This window comes from Telluria sp. LT2P80, from assembly GCF_059685955.1.
This window is the reverse complement of sequence record NZ_JCASIO010000001.1, coordinates 1-19,575: the sequence shown is the minus strand read 5'-3', so window position 1 is coordinate 19,575 and position 19,575 is coordinate 1. Positions and strand designations below refer to the sequence as shown.

At 67.4% G+C, this 19,575-nt stretch carries 12 protein-coding genes and 1 pseudogene; 10 read left to right on the top strand and 3 right to left on the bottom strand.

All coding sequences use genetic code 11. The features are described from left to right. Positions 1–14: 14 nt before the first annotated feature. The gene (locus AC56LW_RS00065) at positions 15–713 is read right to left on the bottom strand and encodes a phosphohydrolase (RefSeq protein WP_499630392.1); all 699 of its coding nucleotides are present in this window, start codon (positions 711–713) and stop codon (positions 15–17) included. 88 nt (positions 714–801) lie between these two features. Between AC56LW_RS00065 and glpD the strand changes: the two genes are divergently transcribed. Both glpD and AC56LW_RS00055 read left to right on the top strand, forming a co-directional pair. Further along, positions 802–2,367, top strand: coding sequence for a glycerol-3-phosphate dehydrogenase (gene glpD / locus AC56LW_RS00060; RefSeq protein WP_499630389.1), 1,566 nt, complete (start codon positions 802–804; stop codon positions 2,365–2,367). Positions 2,368–2,656: 289 nt separating this feature from the next. Then, positions 2,657–3,409: a helix-turn-helix transcriptional regulator gene (locus AC56LW_RS00055; protein WP_499630386.1), complete on the top strand. Its 753-nt coding sequence runs from the start codon at positions 2,657–2,659 to the stop codon at positions 3,407–3,409. On the opposite strand, the gene AC56LW_RS00050 is transcribed toward AC56LW_RS00055, so the two are convergent. Further along, complete coding sequence (locus AC56LW_RS00050; protein ID WP_332530918.1) at positions 3,384–3,599, bottom strand: helix-turn-helix domain-containing protein; 216 nt, start codon at positions 3,597–3,599, stop codon at positions 3,384–3,386. The genes AC56LW_RS00055 and AC56LW_RS00050 overlap by 26 nt on opposite strands. A gap of 236 nt (positions 3,600–3,835) precedes the next feature. Between AC56LW_RS00050 and AC56LW_RS00045 the strand changes: the two genes are divergently transcribed. From AC56LW_RS00045 to AC56LW_RS00015, 7 genes are all read left to right on the top strand, one after another. Continuing rightward, a complete protein-coding gene (locus AC56LW_RS00045; protein ID WP_499630383.1) occupies positions 3,836–4,417 on the top strand; it encodes an acyl-homoserine-lactone synthase in 582 nt (193 codons plus the stop codon). 198 nt (positions 4,418–4,615) lie between these two features. Then, positions 4,616–7,669, top strand: a complete 3,054-nt coding sequence (locus tag AC56LW_RS00040) for a CHASE domain-containing protein (protein WP_499630380.1) — start codon at positions 4,616–4,618, stop codon at positions 7,667–7,669. Between the two features lie 72 nt (positions 7,670–7,741). Next, on the top strand, positions 7,742–11,152 hold the full coding sequence (gene recC / locus AC56LW_RS00035; protein WP_499630378.1) for an exodeoxyribonuclease V subunit gamma: 3,411 nt from the start codon (positions 7,742–7,744) through the stop codon (positions 11,150–11,152). Continuing rightward, a complete protein-coding gene (recB, locus tag AC56LW_RS00030; protein WP_499630375.1) occupies positions 11,149–14,796 on the top strand; it encodes an exodeoxyribonuclease V subunit beta in 3,648 nt (1,215 codons plus the stop codon). Before recC ends, recB begins: the two co-directional genes overlap by 4 nt. Beyond that, a complete protein-coding gene (recD, locus tag AC56LW_RS00025; RefSeq protein ID WP_499630372.1) occupies positions 14,783–16,708 on the top strand; it encodes an exodeoxyribonuclease V subunit alpha in 1,926 nt (641 codons plus the stop codon). The genes recB and recD overlap by 14 nt, the downstream gene beginning before the upstream one ends. An 89-nt stretch (positions 16,709–16,797) precedes the next feature. Next, entirely contained in the window at positions 16,798–17,460 is a 663-nt protein-coding gene (locus AC56LW_RS00020; RefSeq protein ID WP_499630369.1) for a thiol:disulfide interchange protein DsbA/DsbL, read from the top strand. Positions 17,461–17,499: 39 nt separating this feature from the next. Beyond that, positions 17,500–18,027: a GNAT family N-acetyltransferase gene (locus AC56LW_RS00015; protein WP_499630366.1), complete on the top strand. Its 528-nt coding sequence runs from the start codon at positions 17,500–17,502 to the stop codon at positions 18,025–18,027. Positions 18,028–18,076: 49 nt separating this feature from the next. Here AC56LW_RS00015 and AC56LW_RS00010 read toward each other — a convergent pair whose 3' ends face one another. Continuing rightward, the gene (locus tag AC56LW_RS00010; RefSeq protein ID WP_332530753.1) at positions 18,077–19,048 is read right to left on the bottom strand and encodes a serine hydrolase; all 972 of its coding nucleotides are present in this window, start codon (positions 19,046–19,048) and stop codon (positions 18,077–18,079) included. A gap of 335 nt (positions 19,049–19,383) precedes the next feature. On the opposite strand from AC56LW_RS00010, the pseudogene AC56LW_RS00005 reads away from it, so the two are divergent. Beyond that, positions 19,384–19,575: pseudogene (locus AC56LW_RS00005) on the top strand (IS1595 family transposase); the annotation flags it as partial.

The following is a 19,575-nucleotide window of genomic DNA, read 5'->3' as shown; positions in this document are numbered from 1 at the left end:
GAGGCCGGCGCTCCTCAGGGCGCCGGCTTGATCGATGCCGGCGTGATCGACGACGTTGCGGCAGATTCCGTGAGCCGTTCGAGCTCGCGCAAAAAACGTTCACAGGCCAGCGCCGGTGGCCACGGTTCCCACGGCGCGCAATCGTAGTAGCGCGCCAGCGGGTCCTCAGGCAGGATCGCCGCGCGAATCTTCAGCGTGCGCCGGACCTCTTCAGCCGACCAGCCTGCCACATGGACCGCTTCGCTGGCCGCGGCCAGCCGGTCGGCCTTCTTGTGCGCCGCGTGCGACTTGGCATCCCAGGCCGGCAGGCCGTAGCGCAAAAACACCATGTGTTCCAGGCGCTGTGTCAGCGCGCGAAAGGCGTCGCCCAGAAACGGCTTGATGACCGAAATCGCATCGAATCCCAGCAAGCCTTCTTCGGCATCGTGCAGCAGTTCGCGCAGTTCGTCGAGCGGCGACAACGAGGGCATCGCCGCGCGCCGCAGCAGCATCACGCTGATCGAATGCTGCGCGACGGACAGCGGCAGCGGCCACGCCGAGTGACCGCCCCAGCGGTAGGTGCGGGCCAGGCCCAGCGCCAGGTCGGCGTCGTCCCAGTCGAACGGGGTGGGGTCGAGCAGGTCGAGGCGGCGGCCCGACGGCATGCGGACCCAGGCGCGCGTCGTGGTGTCCGGCCTGGTGCCTTCGGGGGCCGGCGAAGATGGTATGTGCATGTGGCGATTTTACACACCGGCTCTGCCATTTTGCGCATAATTGGCCGGGCATGAGCACAGCGCAGCATGACAGCGATGAGGGGGAAGGATGGCAACGGACACGTTCATCGATTGCGACCTGCTGGTCGTGGGCGCCGGGATCAATGGCGCCGGCATTGCGCGCGACGCCGCCGGGCGCGGCCTGAAGGTCATCCTGTGCGACAAGGATGACCTTGGCGCGCACACCTCGTCCGCATCGAGCAAGCTGATCCACGGCGGACTGCGCTACCTCGAACACCGCGAGTTCGGCCTGGTGCGCAAGGCCCTGGCCGAGCGCGAAATCCTGCTGCGCAGCGCGCCGCACATCACACGCCCGCTGCGCTTCATCATGCCCCATGTGCGTGGCGCGCGGCCGGCGTGGCTGATCCGCGCTGGCCTGTTCCTGTACGACCGGCTTGCGACGCGCGACTTTTTGCCGGGTGCAGAAACGATCGGCCTGGCCGGGCACCGCGCGGGCGATGCGCTCAAGCCGGGGTTCGCGCGCGCCTTTGCCTATTCGGACGGCTGGGTCGACGATGCGCGCCTCGTCGTGCTCAATGCGCTCGATGCCCACGAACGCGGCGCGCAGGTCATGTCGCACACGGCGTGTGACGATATCGTGCGGCGCGCCGACCATTGGGAGGCGCGGCTGGCGCGCGCCGGCGGACCGCTCGCCGTGCGTGCCCGCGGCCTGGTCAATGCCACCGGGCCGTGGGCGGGGCGCCTGGCCCTGCGCGCCGGCGGCGCCGCTTCGCAGCGTGCGCTGCGCCTGGTCAAGGGCAGCCACATCGTCGTGCCGCGCCTGTTCGACCATGCCTGCGGCTACCTGTTCCAGCACACCGATGGCCGGGTCGTGTTCGCGCTGCCGTACGAAGACGCATTCACGCTGATCGGCACCACCGACGTCGAGTTTTCGGGCGACCCCGGCCACGTGGCCATTGCCGACGACGAGCAACGCTATCTGTGCGCACTGGCCAACGTCTATTTCCGGCGCCAGATCGCGCCGCGCGATATCGTCTGGAGCTATGCCGGCGTGCGCCCGCTGCTGGCCGACGATGCGGACACGGCGGCAGCGGTCACGCGCGACTATCACTTGGCACGCGACGCCGATGGCCCGCCGCTGCTGTCGGTGTTCGGCGGCAAGATCACCACCTACCGCAAGCTGGCCGAGGAAGCGCTTGACTGGCTGGCGCCGCGGCTTGGCCGGTCAGTCTCAGGCGCCTGGACGGCGCGCGCGGTGCTGCCCGGCGGCGACCTGTTCGGCGCTATGCCGGACCGCCGGGGCGTGCTCGAATTCGACGGCTGGGTGGCGGCGCTGCGGCAGCGCCACGGCTGGCTCCCGGCGCCGCTCGCGCTGCGGTATGCGCGCGCGTACGGCACACGCGTGGCGCGCCTGCTGGATGGGTGCCACGCGCTGAACGACCTTGGCCTCGAGATCGCGCCCGGTCTGTATGAAGCCGAGCTGCGCTATCTGATGGCGCACGAATGGGCGACCTGCGCAGCCGACGTGCTGTGGCGCCGCAGCAAGCTGGGCCTGCACCTGCGGCCCGGCGCCGGCAAGGCGGTCGACACGTGGATCGCAGCGGAGCAGGCGGCAGCAGCAATCGGGCGTGCGCAGCTGGAAGATCCGGTGTGATTTTCCGCCTGCTGTAGCAACAGAACGTTCATTGATCTACGTCAAGACACAAATTTGTTTTGCGTTAACAAAAGCATAAAGATGAACTGCAGCAGCGAAATTCAATGCAATTGACCTCACACACGACCGGCGAACGCAATCTGCAATACAGGTTGAACTGAAAATAGTTGTTGTCATTGCACGACACCAGCGAAATGGCTGCGTGTAAATATCTTGATTGTTAATTTTCGAGGATTTTGAAGGGGGGTGAACCGACTAGGATAGCGCTGATGCATATTCTTGTGACCCCATGATTGATACCGCCTTGCTACTCGAGTTGATGGAAGCCAGGGATGCGACCCAGTGGAGCGCGTCCCTGTTCAATCTCGCGCGAACATTGGGGTTCGATCAAGTGCTGTTCGGGCTGGTCGGTTCGCGCCATGCGCGCTTCGAGTCCGCCTTTTTGCGCAGTAACTACGCGGATAACTGGCGCGAGCGCTACGACCGCAACGGTTTTGCGTATGTCGATCCGACGGTGGCGCACTGCCTGACGAGCACCTTGCCGATGGTGTGGGAGCCGGGCCTGTTCGCATCGGGCACCCAGCAAGCCGGCTTGTACGAAGAGGCGAGCGCGCATGGCATTCGCAGCGGCGTGACGCTCCCGGTGCACGGCCCGCAGGGGGAATTCGGGGTGATCAGTTTTGCCTCCGATGCGCGGCCGGATATCTCTGCCCAGCGCGCCGTGATGGAAGCCCTGCCGATGCTGGCGCTGGTACGCGATTACGCGTTCGCCTCATCGCATCGCTTTCGCGAAGAAGGTATCCGTCCTGAAGAAGGGCGGGGCGCGGCGCCGCGCCTGACCAAGCGCGAACTGGAAGTCCTGCAGTGGGTCATGGCGGGCAAGTCGTCATGGGAAATTGCGCGCATTACCAACTGCTCTGAAGCGACCGTGAACTTCCATCTGGCGAATGTGCGTCAGAAATTCGACGTCAACACCCGCCAGCAGGCGGTGGTCAAGGCCATCGGCCTTGGATTGATTACCCCTGAAGATCACCATCGCTGAGCTTGCCATTGACATACATGCGCAGCAGGATCGACACGGGCGTCGGGATGGCGAGGCCAGTCTCGAAGCGGGAGCCGCTCGACTGGGTGACGCCGAAGCGGCCCCAGAACTTTTCCTGGCTTTCGCGCTTGGTGATGCGCAGACGGCGCAGTTCATGCGGTGCCATGCGCACAGCACCGGCTGCCTGCATGACGTGGTTGGCGTGCATGTCGGCGCCGAGCGCGTCAGACATCATTTCGATTGCCATGATTATTCCTTTCGGGAAAGTGAAGCCAGCACTTGGAAAACTGCATAAGCAAAAGTATTGCACCCCCGACATTGCTCGCCACCTAGCAGAGCTGATAGTACCCACGCTACCCGACTTGCATAACGATTTTATGCCGTTTGCATTTTCCGATCGACCAGATGTCATTTCAGGGAGGGGTAATGAGCATGCATATCCGGATCGCGCCACGCCGCGCCATTCCATCGAACGAGTTGTGCGAAATGCACTTGCTGCGCGCCCGGGTATTCCGCGGGCGGCTTGGCTGGGAAGTGCCGGTGTTGTCGGGCATGGAGATCGATGGCTACGACGCCCTCGAGCCGCGCTACATGCTGATGCGCGACGACGCCACGCTGCGCGGCTGCTGGAGACTGCTGCCCACGGAAGGACCGTACATGCTCAAGGATTCGTTCCCCCAACTGCTCGACGGGCAGGTGGCGCCGAGCGACCCGCAGATCTGGGAGCTGTCACGCTTTGCGCTGGAAACCGATGGGGTGGCCGGTTACGGTTTCTCGGCCATGACGATGGAGTCGATCGCCGCCATCATCGACGATGCCCACCAGCGCGGACTGTCGCGCTACATCACCGTGACCACGACGGCGATCGAACGCATGCTGCGGCGCGCCGGCGTGGTCATCACGCGGGTCGGCAAGCCACAGACGGTCGGGATCGAGCAGGCAGTGGCGCTGTACGTCGAGATCGAGCCGACCTGGGACGCGCTGTTTGCCAGGCGTCTGGCATCGTGAACGGGGGCCACGGCGCCTGGTACGGCCGTGGCCTCGGCAGACGCAGCAGCCGCCCTTGGGCGGTGGTCCGGTGAGAGGCGATTTGTTGCTCGCGTGCCTCATCGGGATGGTGACCGTGGTCGCGCCAGGCCGGTGCACCGATATACTCATCTTGATTCTTACCAATATGCGGGGCATGCATCGCCCGAAAGGGGAAGCATGAAGCGATCAGCCTTGCGTGGCGCCCGCGCCATCGAACTTGCCGCCGCGCGCGTGGGCCGGCCCATCGTGCTGTGGGGCGGCGGCGTGCTGCTGGCGCTGGCGATCGGCATGCTGCTGCATGCGGTCGCCAGTGCCGCCGTCGAGACCGACGCCCGGCGCCGCTTCGACAACCTGGCGCGCGGCGCCCAGGAACGGCTCGACAATGCCATTGCCTCGTATGCCCGCGCCGTGCGCGCGATGGCCGCCCTGCATGCGGCCGGCGGCGGCAGTGCGGTGCCCGACCGCGCATCGTTTCACCGTTACGCGGCAGCGCTCGACCTGCCGAATAATTATCCGGCCATCGAAGCCCTGACGTTTGCCACGCGCGTGCCCGACAGCGAGCGCGCCGCCTTTGTTGCGGCCATGCGCGCCGACCGCAGCGTCGATGTGCGCGGTTACCCGGATTTCCAGATCTTTCCGGCCGGGCGCCGACCGTGGTACGAAGTGGTGACCTACCAGTATCCGGCCGACAAGCCGACCCGGCGGCTCGGCTTCGACATGGCGTCCCGTCCGCTGGTCGCGCGGGCGATATCACAGGCACGCGACAGCGGCACCATCGTCGCGTCGGGACAACCCGTGTTCCTGCCCGACCCGGTGCCACACAACGCGCTTGGCATGCGCCTGCCTGTGTACGTCGGGGGTGTGCTGCCGCTGGGTGTGGCCGAGCGCCGGGCCGCCTATCTGGGCTCGTTCGGCATTTTCTTTTCGGTGCAGGAGCTGGTGCGCAACGCGCTCGTCTCGCTCGAGGCACAACCGCTGCGCGTGAGCCTGTACGGGACCGGGCGCCGCTACACTGGCCGACCGGGTGCGCCGGCGGCGGGAGATATCCTGCTGCACGGCGTGGACGTGCGCAGCAACCCGCCCGATCCGGCGCTGCATTTCGTGTCGGTACTGGGCGTGGACTACGTCGGCAACGGCTGGAAAGCCTACTTCTCGGCGCCCATGGACGAGATGCTGGTCGGCGTCGACCGCTATGTGCCGTTGGGCGCGCTCGCCGCAGGTTTCATCGGCACGCTGCTGATGTACGGGCTGTTCCTGGCCCAGTACCGGGCGCGCCGCGCCGCCGTCGAGCAGCGCCTGCTGCTCGACACGGTGCTCGACAACCTCGACGCCGAGGTGTACCTGAAGGACGGCGCGCGCCGCATCCGCTACCTCAATGCCAAGGGCGCCTCGCGCCTCGGACGCCCGGCGACGGACCTGATCGGCCGGCCCGATACCGAGGCGATGGACGTGGGCCAGGCCGACGCCACCTGGGAGCTGGACCGCGCCGTGCTGCGGGCCGACCGTCAGAGCAGCGCGCAAGTGGCCCAGGCCGGCCCGGACGGCGCCACGCGCCAGTTGTGGAGCGTGCGCGTGCCGCTGCAGGTCGACGAAGCGCCGGCCGTGCTGTGCGTATCGACCGACATCACCGAACTGCACCGCCTGAAGGCACGCGCCGATGCCGCCAGCAAGGCCAAGAGCGACTTCCTGTCGAACATGAGCCATGAGATCCGCACGCCGATGAACAGTATCATCGGCATGACGCACCTGGCGCTGCAGGCCGGGCCCGATCCGCGCCAGCGCGACTACCTCGAAAAGATCTACCACTCGGGCCAGCACCTGCTGGGCATCATCAACGACATCCTCGACTTTTCCAAGATCGAGGCCGGCATGCTTGAACTGGCGACCGAACGCTTCATGCCCGACGCCCTGATGCGCAACGTCGAGGCGCAACTGGGTACGGCGGCTGCCGCCAAGGGCCTGGGTTTCGATATCGAGATCGCGCCCGAGCTGATGCGGCCCCTGTGCGGCGATTCGCTGCGCCTTGAACAAGTGCTGCTCAATTTTGCCGGCAACGCCGTCAAGTTCGCCGAGCGCGGCCGCATCACGATGCGCGCGCGCCTGGCGCATGCATTTGGTCCGGAAATCCTGGTGCGCTTCGAAGTCGAAGACCGTGGCATCGGCATCGCGCCGAACGCGCTGCAGCACCTGTTCACGCCATTCCAGCAGGCCGACCAGTCGGCCACGCGCCGGCATGGCGGCACCGGCCTGGGACTGGCGATCAGCCGTCAGCTGGCCGAGCTGATGGGCGGCGAGGTCGGCGTGACCAGTACCCCTGGCGTGGGCAGCATCTTCTGGTTCACGGCGCGCCTGGCGCTGGACGATGGTGCCGGCGCGCGGGTGGGGGCGGGCGCCAGTTCCGGCTTGGGCGCAGCGCCCGCGCCGGCCCAGGCGCGCCTGGACGGTTGCGCCGTGCTGCTGGTCGAGGACAACCCGTTCAACCAGCAGGTCGCGCGCGAACTGCTCGAACTGGCCGGGGCCGATGTCGTCGTCGCGGGCAATGGCGAAGAGGCGCTGGCGGCGATGGCGGAGGCGCGCTTCGACTGCGTGCTGATGGACGTGCAGATGCCGGTGATGGATGGCCTGGAGGCGACGCGCCGCATCCGGCGCGATCCGTGCCTGGCCGGCACGCTCGTGGTGGCGATGACAGCCAATGCCGGCGTGGACGACCGCGCGCGCTGCATGGCGGCGGGCATGAACGAATTTCTCGCCAAGCCGGTGGTACCGGAACTGCTGGCTGCCACCATCGCGCGCTGCCTCGGGCGCACCACGGCGCCGGTGTCGGATGTCGCCGTCAATCTGCCTGCCGCCACCGCCCCGGGCAGCGCGGTGCTCGACGTGGCGCTGCTGGCCGCAACGGCCGGGGGTGACCTCGAACGGATGCGCAAATACGCATTCCTGTTTCTGGACACCACGCGCGAGAACCTGGCCGGCATCGACACGGCGCTGGCAGGCGGCGACCTGACCCACACCGCCAGCCTGGCCCACCAGCTGAAGTCGGCTGCGCGCGCGGTCGGCGCCACGGCGTTCGCCGCGATCTGCGAAGACCTGGAAGCGCAGCCGGTGCGCGACCTGCGCGGGGGCGGCACAGCGCAGGCGCGGGCATTGACGGCGCGCCTGCGGGCGCTGTTGGTGCGCATCGAGCGCGAGGTCTCGGCGCAGTTTGGCGGGCGCGCCAGCGATGGGCGCTGACCAGCCCTTTTGGCCCTACCGTCAGGGGGCCAAACGCGGTATGCTTTGGTCCCGATTGCCCACGCCCACCGCATGTCTGCCCCGATCACCCCCGGTCTCTTGATCCTCCACGGTAACCAGATGGAGCTGCTGCGCAGCGCCGTCTTCGACTGGCTGCGCAACCATCCTCTGGGGCCGCTCGAGGAAGAGATCTTTCTCGTCCAGTCGAATGGCGTGGCCGAGTGGCTCAAGATCGCGCTGGCCGAGGAAAACGGCGTCTGCGCCGCCACCCGCGTGGCGCTGCCGGCGCGCTTCATGTGGGAAGCCTACCGGGGCATGCTGGGGCGCGAGCGCGTGCCGCAGCGCGCACCGTTCGACAAGGATCCGCTGACCTGGCGCCTGATGCGCCTGTTGCCGACGCTGCTGCAGGACGATGGCTACGCGCCACTGGCGCGCTTTCTGGCCGATGGCGACGCCGAGCGCCGCCTGCAACTGGCTGAACGCGTGGCCGACCTGTACGACCAGTACCAGGTGTATCGCGCCGACTGGCTGGCCGATTGGGCCGCGGGGCGCGATGTGCTGCGCCGCGCCGGGGGCGACGTGGTCCCGCTCGCGCTCGAGCAGCGCTGGCAAGCCTGCCTGTGGCGCGCCGTGCACGCGAGCCTGCCCGAGGCACAGCGCGAGAGCGGCCGCGCCACCATCCACGACCAGTTCCTCGCCGCCGTCGCGGCGGACGTTGCACCGGCCAGCCGCCTGCCGCGCCGCGTCGTGCTGTTCGGGATGTCGACGCTGCCGTACCAGACACTGCAAGCGATCTCGGCGCTGGCGCGCCACACGCAGGTGTTGTTTGCGGTACCCAACCCGTGCCAGTTCTACTGGGGCGACATCATCGAAGGCAGCCAGTTGCTCAAGGCGGCGCGCCGCCGCCAGCCGCAGCGCGAGGGCGTCGACCTGGGCACGATCCCGATCGAGGAAATGCATGTCCACAGCCATCCGCTGCTGGCCAGCTGGGGGCGGCAGGGCCGCGACTTCGTGCGCATGCTCGATGAATTCGACCAGCAGCATGAGGCGAGCGAAAGTGGGGAAAGCGGCGCAGGCCAGCCTGCGCCGCTGCGCGTCGACCTGTTCACCGACGACGACGGCGGCACGCTCTTGTCGCAGGTCCAGGCCGCAGTGCGCGACCTGGTGCCGCTGTCCGAGCACCCGCATGTGCCGCCGATGCTGGATGACCGCTCGATCGAATTCCACGTCACGCACAGTGTGCAGCGTGAGATCGAGGTGCTGCACGACCAGCTGCTGTCGTGGTTCGCACTCGATCCGACGCTGCGCCCGCGCGACGTGGTGGTCATGGTGCCGGATATCGATGCGTTCTCGCCCGCGATCCACGCGGTATTCGACCAGCACCGGCGGCACGATCCGCGCCACATCCCCTTCGAGATCGGCGACGTGCGCGACCGCAGCGTCAACCCGCTGCTGGTCTCGCTCGAGTGGCTGCTGCGCCTGCCGCAGCAGCGCTGCCGCCAGAGCGAAGTGCGCGATTTGCTCGACGTGCCGGCCGTCGCGCGCCGCTTTGGCGTGACGAGCGAGGATCTGCCGATCCTGGGCCGCTGGATCGATGGCGCCGGCGTGCGCTGGGGCCTGGACCACGACCACCGCGCGGGCCTGGGTCTGGGGATGACGGGCGAGCAGAATGCCTGGATCTTCGGCGTGCGCCGCATGCTGCTCGGCTACGCGAGCGGCGCCGGCGCCAGTTTCGGCGACATCGAGCCGTACGCCGAAGTCGGTGGCCTCGATGCCGCGCTGGCCGGTTCGCTCGCGCAATTGGTCGAATGCCTGCTGACCTGGCGCGGCCGGCTCGATGCCTCGCTGCGGCCGGCCGAATGGGGCGAGGCAGCGCGCGAGATGCTGTCGTGCTTTTATGCCGCGGGTGACGAAGCCGACCGCCTGACGCTGTCGAACCTGGGCGAGGGCCTGCAATGCTGGCTCGAGACCTGCGCCGGTGCAGGCTTTGACGAACCGGTGCCGCTGGCGGTGCTGCGCGAAGCGTGGATGAACGAACTCGATGCGCCCACGCTGAATCACCAGTTCGTGTCGGGCGGCGTGACCTTCTGCACCTTGATGCCGATGCGCGCGGTGCCGTTTCGCGCCGTCTGCCTGCTGGGCATGAACGACGGCGACTTCCCGCGCCGCGCGCGCCCGTCCGACTTCGACCTGCTGGCGCTGCCCGGCATGGCGCGGCCTGGCGATCGCTCGCGCCGCGACGACGACCGCTACCTGATGCTCGAAGCCTTGCTGGCTGCGCGCGACAAGTTCTACGTGAGCTGGGTCGGCCGCAATGTGCGCGACAACAGCGAGCAGCCGCCCTCGGTGCTGGTGGCGCAGTTGCGCGACTACCTGAAGGCCGGCTGGGACATGGAAGACCTGGATCACATCACGACCGAGCATCCGCTGCAGCCATTCAGCCGGCGCTACTTCCAGCGCGGCGGTCTGCTCACGTACGCGGGCGAATGGCGCACCGCGCACGGCGCTGATGACCATCCCGTCGATGATGCGTTGCCGGCCTACGAGCTGGAGCCCGACTTCGTCCTCAAGCTGGGCGAACTGGCCAGTTTTCTGCGCCAGCCGGCGCGCTTTTTCTTCCGCCGCCGGCTGGGCGTCGTGTTTGCGGACGCCGCGCACGTGGGTGACGACGAAGAGCCGTTCGGGCTGGATGCGCTGGAGCGCTACCAGATCGAAGACCACCTGCTGGACGACAGCGGCGAGGCCGAGGCCATTGGCGACGTGCGCGCCACGCTGGCGGTGCGCGCCGAACGCCTGGCGCGCGAAGGCGTGCTGCCGATCGGCCTGATGGGTCGCATGTGGCAGGAGCAGCTGGTCGAGAGCCTGGCGCCCGTGCGCACCGAGTGGCTGCGCTTGGGGGCGCGCTTCCCGCAAGCGGCGCCGAAATTCGCCGTCAGCCTGCTGCTGGGTGAGATCCACCTGGACGACTGGATCGACCGCTTGCGTTCGAGCGGCGAGGGCAGTGCGTGGCTGATGCAGATCTCGTCCAAGGTGCTGGACCGCGCTGGCAATCCGCGTGGTGACAAATTGATCGCACCGTGGCTGCGCCAGCTGGCCGCCGCCGCTGCCGGCAATCCGGTGACGGGTTACCTGGTTGCGCGCGACGCGGTGCTCGAGATGGCGCCGCTGGCCCAGGATGCGGCGCTGGAAACGCTGCACGACCTGGTGCGCCTGTGGCGGGCCAATCTGGACAGCCCGCTGCCGGTGGCATGCAAGACGGCCCTGAGTCACCTGGCGCAGGGCGATCCGCGCGCGACCTACGACGGCGGCTTCGAGCTGCGCGGCGAGGTCGATGACCTGTGCCTGGCGCGCCTGTGGCCGGACTTTGACGCGTTGAAGAACGCCGGCGGCTGGCCCGACCTGGCCGAGGAACTGTATGGACCGCTGGCACGCTGGATGCAGGACTGCGTCAAGATCAGGCCGTTGCAGGAGTCGTCCACATGAGCACCAAACTTGAACCGGTCGATTTCCCGCTGCACGGCTCTCGCCTGATCGAGGCCTCGGCCGGCACCGGCAAGACCTGGACCATCGCGGCGCTGTATGTGCGGCTGGTGCTGGGGCATGGCGGGCAGGATGCGTTCGTGCGGCCGCTGCTGCCATCCGAGATCCTGGTGATGACGTTCACGCGCGCCGCCACGCGCGAACTGGCCAATCGCGTGCGCGAGCGGCTGGTGCAGGCCGCAAGCTACTTCCGCGGTGAACTCGACATGGTCGACCCTTACCTGCACGAGCTGGCCGCCAGCTACACGGCAGGCAGCGAACGCCAGATCGCCGGGCACCGCCTGTTCATGGCCGCCGAGACGATGGACGAAGCAGCGATCTTCACGATCGACGCCTGGTGCCAGCGCATGCTGCGCGAGCACGCCTTCGACAGCGGCAGCCTGTTCGACGAAGAACTGGTCAGCGACGAGCGCGAACTGTTCGAGGACGCCGCGCACGACTACTGGCGCCAGCAGGTCTATCCGCTGGGCGCCGAGTCGCTGGCGGTCGTGATGGACAGCTGGCGCGATGTCGAGGCGCTCAAGACGAGCGTGCGCGAGCTGGTGCGGCGCGACGCCTTGCTCGGCGCGCCAGCAACCGAACCACTGAAGCAACTGGTGGCGCGGCTGGCCAAGGCACAGCGCGAAGAGCTGATGCGCCTGAAGGATGGCTGGTTCGAGCGCGCCCACGAGATGGAGCGCTGGATCGCCGGTCACCGCGAGCGCCAGCCCAAGTGCTTCAACGGCAACAAAATGCGCGCCGATTCGCTCGTCAAATGGTTCGAAGCGCTGCGCGCCTGGGCCACGGACCCGGCGCGCCACATGCCGGACCTGACCGACACGGCGTGGCGCCGCCTGACCCCGGACGGCATCGCCGACGCGTTCAGCAAGGATTTTTCGACCGACGTGCCGGACTGTTTCGACGCCACCGCTGCGCTGCAGGCCAGCCTGGCCGCGCTGGACCCGATCGCCCACGCGCTGCTGCGCCACGCCGCCGGTCATATCGGCGCGCGCATGCAGGAGCTCAAACGGCGCAATCGCCAGTTCGGCTTTGCCGACATGCTCGAACGCCTGAAGGTTGCGCTCGAGGGCGAGAACGGCGCGGCGCTGCGCGCGCGCATCGTTGGCCAGTATCCGGTGGCGCTGGTCGATGAATTCCAGGACACGTCGCCCGACCAGTACCGTATCTTCGACCTGCTGTACCGGGTCGAGGCGAACGACCCAGAGCACGGGTTGTTCTTGATTGGCGATCCGAAGCAGTCGATCTACGGCTTTCGCGGCGCCGACATCCACAGCTACCTGGCGGCGCGCCGCGCGACGGCGGGGCGCCATTACCAGCTCGACACCAATTACCGCTCGACCGCGCCGCTCGTGAGCGCCGTCAATGGCCTGTTCCTGCATGCCGAGGGCGCGCATCCGGGCGCCGCGTTCCGGTTCCGGCGTGGCGACGACAACCCGCTGCCGTTTGACGCGGTCAAGGCGCAGGGCCATCGCCGCCATCTCGTGGGCATGGGCGATGCCACTGGCGCACTGTCCGTGAACATCGTGGACCGAGATGACCTGAAGGCAGACGACTACCGTGATGTGTTTGCCCATCACTGCGCCGAACACATTGTCGGCCTGCTCAACGATGCGCGCGTGGGCTTCGACGATGACACTGGGGAGACAGCTGGATTCACGCGCCTGATGCCGGCTGATATCGCGATCCTCGTGCGCGACCGGCGCGAAGCTAGCGCCATCCGGCGCGCGCTGATGCGGCGCAAGGTGGCCAGCGTCTACCTGTCCGACAAGGATTCGGTCGTCGAAAGCGACGAAGCGGCCGACGTCCTGCGCTGGCTGTACGCGGTGGCCAATCCGCTCGATGGCGCGCTCGCGCGTGCCGCGTTTGCCACCGCCACCGCCGGCCTGGGGCTGGCCGAACTGGCGCAGTTCTCGCACGACGAGATGGTGTGGGAGGCGCGCGTCGAGCAGCTCAAGGCGCTGCACGGCAGCTGGCAGCGCCAGGGCGTGCTGGCGATGCTGCGCCGCTTCATCCACGAACTGGGACTGCCGGCGCGCCTGCTGCGCGAGCCGGGTGGTGAGCGGCGCCTGACCAATTTGCTGCACCTGGCCGAACTGCTGCAGGAAGCCAGCAGCCAGCTCGAAGGCGAACAGGCCCTGATCCGCTGGTTCGCCGAACAGATCGACGGGCTGGGGTCGAGCGGCGACGAGCGCGTGCTGCGCCTGGAAAGCGACGCCGAACTGGTCAAGGTCGTCACCGTGCACAAGTCGAAAGGCCTGGAATACCCGCTGGTGTACCTGCCGTTCGCCGTGACGGCGCGCGCCACCAACCGTCGCAATCGCGCGTTCTTCGAGTACGTGGACGATGCCGGCACGCGCCACCTCGACCTGGCCTTGAGCGATGACGCGCTGGCGGCAGTCGACCGCGCGCGCATCGAGGAAGACCTGCGCCTGCTGTACGTCGCGCTGACACGTGCGCGCCACTTCCTGTGGCTCGGCGCAGCGGCCGTCTCCGGCACGCGCAAGGGCGAGAACAAGCTGCACGAGTCGGCCCTTGGCTATCTGCTGGCCGGGGGCGAGCGAATAGCCGCCGAGGCGCTGCGCGGGCACTTCGATGTCGTGGCGGGCGGCGCCGATGGCATTTCGCTGCACGAACTGGCCGAGCCGGATGGCGTCACGCTGCTGTCGCGCGAGGACATCCGGCCGGACTTGCTCGATGCGCCGCGCTACCGCGCCGAGTTCGAGCGCGACTGGTCGGTCGGCTCGTTCACGTCGCTCACGCGCCACGCGATCGCGCCGCCGACACCCATGCGCGCGCAGGACCAGACGCTGATGGAGGACGTGCCCCAGGCTGCCACGCCGCCCCGCATCGAGGACGCGCCATGGCACCGCTTCCCGCGCGGCTCGGTGCCCGGCAACTTCATGCACGAGCGGCTCGAGTGGCTGGCGCGCGAAGGCTTCGCCTGCCTGGACGACCCGAACTGCGAGGCGCGCCTGGTGCAGCATATCGAACGTGCGGGCTGGGGCCATCGCCTGGCCGATGCACTGGCCTGGCTGCGCGAGATCGTCGATACGCCGTTGCCGCCACAGAATGCACGCCTGCGCGACCTGCATGGCGTGCTGCCCGAGATGGAGTTCTGGTTCCCGAGCGAGCATCTCGACCTGCAACGCCTGGACGCGCTGTGCCGCACGCATCTGCTGGGCGGGCTCGAACGGCCCGTGCTGCCCGAGCGGGTATTGCACGGCATGCTCAAGGGCTTCGCCGACCTGGTGTTCGAGCACGAAGGCCGCTACTGGGTGCTGGATTACAAGTCCAATGCGCTGGGGCCGGGCGACGCGTCGTACAGCCAGGCCGCGATGACTGCGGGGATGGCCGAGCACCGCTACGAGATCCAGGGCAGCATCTACCTGCTGGCCCTGCACCGCCTGCTGCGCGCGCGCCTGGGGGACGCCTACGAGCCCGAATACCAGCTGGGTGGCGCCGTCTTCATGTTCCTGCGCGGGATTGCGAACCCGGTCACGCGCGGCTGCTGGGTGCTGGCCCCCGACCTCGATCTGCTGGATGGACTGGAACGTTTGCTGGACAAGGATGCACATGGCGAAGCTTGACGCCGATATCGATGGTCTGTGGCGCGAAATCGGTGCGCTGACCGAAGCGGGCGAGCTGCGTCGCCTGTCGGGCGCGTTCGCGCGCTTCATTGCGCAACTGGGCGACGCGCCGCCGGCGCTGATCCTGGCGGCGGCGGTGCTGTCCGAGCTCGAAGGCCATGGCCACAGCTGCCTGCAGCTGGACGACCTGGCCGCCGGGCCGGCGCTGCTGCTGGGCTGGAGTGACGATGCATGGCGCCAGCTGGCGCAGGCGGCCGCGCCGCTGCCGCGGGGCGTGGCCGGCTGGAGCAAGCTGCTGGCGCACTGCCAGCAGGTCTGGATCCGTGGTGAATTCGATCTCGACCAGCCGCTGGTGCTCGATGGCCAGCGCCTGTACCTGCGGCGTTACTGGCGCGACGAGACACTGGTGGCGCAAGCCGTACGCGAGCGCGCGGCGGCCACGCATCCGGTGGATACACCGCTCGTGCGCAGCTGGCTCGACAAGCTGTTCACGACGCAGCCTGGCGCGCAGGGGCCGGACTGGCAAAAGCTCGCCTGCGCCGTGGCGCTGCGCAGTTCGGTGGCGATCATCACGGGCGGTCCCGGCACCGGCAAGACCTACACGGTCGCGCGCCTGCTGGCCCTGTTGTTCGCGACGGCCCCGGAAGCAGGGCGCCAGCGCGTGGCGCTGGCCGCACCGACGGGCAAGGCGGCAGCGCGCCTGAAGCAGTCGATTGACAAGGCCCTGAATGAACTGGCGGACCGTGTCGGTGGCGACCTGCCGCTGCGCGAACTGACGGCGCGCATGGGCGCGGCGCGCACGCTCCACAGCCTGCTCGGCGCGCGCCCCGACACGCGCGCGTTCGCGCACCACCGCGGCAATCCGCTCGACGTCGATGTGCTGATCGTCGACGAGGCATCGATGGTGCACCTGGAAATGATGGCCAGCCTGCTCGATGCGCTGCCCGTTGGCGCGACGCTGATCCTGTTGGGGGACAAGGACCAGCTGGCGTCGGTGGAGGCGGGCGCCGTGCTGGGTGACCTGTGCCATGCCGCGCACGAAGGCCACTACAGCGCAGCGACGATCGCGTATATCGAAGCCGCGAGCGGCGAGATCATCCCGGACATCTATCGCGGCGACGGCGGCGCGCTGGCCCAGCAAACCGTGATGCTGCGCTACAGCCGCCGCTTCGGCGGGCCGATCGGCCAGCTGGCGCTGGCGGTCAATGGTGGCGACACCGCGCGCGCCGAACAGGTCCTGCGGGCCGGGGAAGAGAGCGTGCGCTGGCTCGAACATGCGCAGCCGGCGCAGCTCCTGCAACTGGCGCATGCCGGGTATTCACCGTACCTGCAACTGCTGCGCGACGGTGCCCAGGGCGAGCATGAAGACTGGGTGCGCCGGATTCTGCTCAGCTTCGAGACCTTCCGCATCCTGTGCGCGGTGCGCGATGGCGAGTGGGGCGTGGCGGGGCTGAACGAGGCCATCGAAAAGCGGCTCGCGGCGAGTCACCTGCTGCGCCATGGCGCCGAGTGGTATGTCGGCCGGCCGGTCATGGTCACGCGCAACGATTACTCGACGCGCGTATTCAACGGCGATATCGGCGTCACGCTGCCCGATCCGGCGCGCGCCGGCGCGCTGCGCGTCTACTTCCTGGAAGGCGACGCCGTGCGCAGCGTGCTGGCCACGCGCCTGCGCAATGTCGAGACGGCGTTTGCGATGACCGTGCACAAATCGCAGGGCTCGGAGTTTCGCCACACGGTGCTGGCACTGCCGCGCGAGCGCAATGCGGTGCTCACGCGCGAGCTGGTCTACACGGGCATCACGCGCGCCAGCGAGGTGTTTACGCTGGTGACGCCGGGCGGCGACGTGCTGCAGGAAGCGATTGCCAGCCGCACGCACCGCACGAGTGGCTTGCGCGACCTGGTGGCGTAAGGGGCCGTGCGCGCGGCGTCGTGAGAATGCGTGCATTTGACGGCGTCGCCGTCCGCTAGAATGTTTGCTTCATACTGAAAAGGATCGATATGCGCGCCCTGCGACTTGCCCTCATCGCCGCCACCCTGGTGGCCGGCCTTGCCAACGCGTCGCCAACCGCGCCGCGCGATGGCGCGGACTTCACGACGCTGGCCACACCGCAGCCGACCCAGGCCGAGGGCAAGAAGGTCGAGGTCATCGAATTCTTCGCGTATCACTGCGGCGCTTGCAATGCCTTCGAACCGACGCTGAAGAACTGGGTCAGGCAGCAGGGCGACCGCATCGCGCTGCGCCGCGTGCCGCTGCCGTTCCAGGGCCCGGCCGATCCGGAAGCGCGCCTGTTCCTGACGCTCGAAGCGATGGGCAAGCTCGAGGCATATCACGGGCGCGTCTTCAATGCCGTGCACGTCGAGCGCAAGCGCCTGATGAAGGACGCGGACATCATCGCGTGGGCCGGCGCGAATGGACTCGACAAGGCGGCGTTTGCCAACACGTGGAACTCGTTCGGCGTCCAGACCAGGCTCAAACGCCTGAGCCAGATCGTCGACGCCTACAAGGTCACTGGCACCCCGACCATCGTGATCGACGGCACGTATGTCGTGTCGCCATCGCAGGTACTGCAGGCGAACAGGATCCAGGATGCCGGTGACGTCATGGCGGCGACCGGACAGGTGATGGATGCGCTCGTGGTGAAGGCAGCTGCCACCCGGTAAGGCGTGCCGGGCCGGATGTGCAATGAACAGGGGCGTCCCATGCTGTTTTCCACCGACTTCGTCCTCCGCCCTTATGTTCCTGGCGACGCGCCGGCACTGGTTGCGGCCATCGTCGAATCGACACCGACGCTCGCACCGTGGATGCCCTGGGCGACGGCGCAGTTTTCAATGAACGATGCCCTTGCCTGGATCGCGACCTGCGAGAAAGGACTGGCGGAAGCGACGTGCTTCGAGTTCGCTATCTTCGACCGCGCATCCGGCATGTTCGTCGGCGGCTGTGGCCTGAACCAGATGAACGCAATGCATGGATTCTGCAACCTTGGTTACTGGGTGCGCCAATCGTGGCAGCGCAAAGGCGCAGCGTCGGCAGCCATCCGCGCGCTCGCCGATTACGCCTGGACCGAACTGGAGGTGCAGCGTCTCGAAATCGTGGTGGCCGTCGGTAACGACGCCAGTCTGAACGCCGCCCGCAAGGCCGGGGCATTCGACGAAGGCATCGCGCGCAAGCGGCTCAAACTGGGCCAGCAGTGGGTGGATGCCCACATGCTGTCACTCGTCAAACCGTGAGCGCAAAAAAAAGGGGCCTCACGGCCCCTTGATCCCACCAATCATCTGATCAGTCGCGGCGCTTGCGCGTCGTCTTGACCTTGGCGACCTTGCGGTTCTTGGTGGCCTGGACCTTCGACTTGACGAGCTTGGTGCGGGCTTTCGCCTTGGCCTTCACACTGCCGGCGCTGGCCTTGATCCGTGGACCGCCCGACGAGGCGCGTGCGGCGCGAGCGACGCGGGCCACCGGTGCTGCGTCGCCGGTCATGAAACGGCGGATGTTCAGTGCGTCGAGCACGCGGGCCGACGAGGCGCCGGCGTTCAGCAGCACCAGCGTTGCCTTCTTGCCGGCGGCCGTGATGTTCATGATCAGGCAACGGCCGGCTTCGTTCGTGTAGCCGGTTTTTGACAGGCCGATGTCCCAGCCCTTGGCGCCGACCAGGCGGTTGGTGTTGTGGTACTCGACGCCGCGGCCGTTGATGTCGATCATTTCCTTCGTCTCGGTGGTCATGCGCACGATATCCGGGTAGCGGACCGAGGCGACGGCCATCTTGACCAGGTCGCCTGCGGTGGAGCGGTTGTGCGGTGACAGGCCGGTCGGCTCTTCGATCGTGGTCTGGGTCATGCCGAGCGCGCGGATCTTGCGGCGCACGGCCGCCTTGAAGGCTTCGTTACCGCCCGGGTACGTGCGGGCCAGCGCGGCGGCGGCGCGGTTGTCCGAAGACATCAGCGCCAGGTGCAGCACGTCGCTGCGCGAGATGCTGGCGCCAACCGGCACGCGCGAGCTGCTGAACTTGACGCGGTCGACGTCGTCGCGGTCGATCTCGATCTGCTCGTTCATGTCGAGCTTGGCGTCGAGCACGACCATGGCCGTCATCAGCTTGGTCAGCGATGCAATCGGGACGACGGTGTCGGCATTTTTTTCAAGGAGGATTTTGCCGGTGTCGTTTTCAACGACGAGCACGGACTGGGAGCCGAACGGCACGGCGAATGCCGCGGCCGACAACGTCATCAGGGCCGTGGCGAACAGGTGTTTGATCATGTCTGTCTGGAATCTGGGTTGAGGTTGATGGAGCTGGGCGCCGGGCGGCGCGGATCAACATCTGTTTCTAGAGCAACTAGAAGGCAGGCAAGATAGCATCCATCCGCCAGGCATGTCTATGGTGCACAAGAAAATTCCCCTGTCTAAACCCAATTTTCTATCGAAATAGGGCATTGCAGGTGCATATTATTAATAGGGCATGTCGCACGGAAATGTCGATTGACTTGGTTAGTGTGACCAACTGCAAAGGCGCAGTCAACGTTAAATAGAGACTAGCTTTGAACTGACGAGTAGTTCAGTGGTCCAACCCCTGTCCCCAGCGTCAGGAGTCGATCATGAAAGCGCCACGTTTCAAAGGCTGGTTCGCAAAACTGCCTTCGCTGAACCAGCCGCAGCGCCGGCAAGTGCTCGATGCCCTGCATCCTGCAGCCGGGCTCGATCAGGTGGTTGCGCTCATCACTGAGGTCAGAGCGCCAGGCCGTTGTTGCCCCAGATGCGGCAACGGGCACTGCTACCGGCATGGGTTC

Bases quoted from the DNA above. Each gene is read 5' to 3' on its own strand.
- AC56LW_RS00065 (WP_499630392.1), bottom strand. From the start codon at position 713: ATGCACATACCATCTTCGCCGGCCCCCGAAGGCACCAGGCCGGACACC.
- glpD (WP_499630389.1), top strand. From the start codon at position 802: ATGGCAACGGACACGTTCATCGATTGCGACCTGCTGGTCGTGGGCGCC.
- AC56LW_RS00055 (WP_499630386.1), top strand. From the start codon at position 2,657: ATGATTGATACCGCCTTGCTACTCGAGTTGATGGAAGCCAGGGATGCG.
- AC56LW_RS00050 (WP_332530918.1), bottom strand. From the start codon at position 3,599: ATGCAGGCAGCCGGTGCTGTGCGCATGGCACCGCATGAACTGCGCCGT.
- AC56LW_RS00045 (WP_499630383.1), top strand. From the start codon at position 3,836: ATGAGCATGCATATCCGGATCGCGCCACGCCGCGCCATTCCATCGAAC.
- AC56LW_RS00040 (WP_499630380.1), top strand. From the start codon at position 4,616: ATGAAGCGATCAGCCTTGCGTGGCGCCCGCGCCATCGAACTTGCCGCC.
- recC (WP_499630378.1), top strand. From the start codon at position 7,742: ATGTCTGCCCCGATCACCCCCGGTCTCTTGATCCTCCACGGTAACCAG.
- recB (WP_499630375.1), top strand. From the start codon at position 11,149: ATGAGCACCAAACTTGAACCGGTCGATTTCCCGCTGCACGGCTCTCGC.
- recD (WP_499630372.1), top strand. From the start codon at position 14,783: ATGGCGAAGCTTGACGCCGATATCGATGGTCTGTGGCGCGAAATCGGT.
- AC56LW_RS00020 (WP_499630369.1), top strand. From the start codon at position 16,798: ATGCGCGCCCTGCGACTTGCCCTCATCGCCGCCACCCTGGTGGCCGGC.
- AC56LW_RS00015 (WP_499630366.1), top strand. From the start codon at position 17,500: ATGCTGTTTTCCACCGACTTCGTCCTCCGCCCTTATGTTCCTGGCGAC.
- AC56LW_RS00010 (WP_332530753.1), bottom strand. From the start codon at position 19,048: ATGATCAAACACCTGTTCGCCACGGCCCTGATGACGTTGTCGGCCGCG.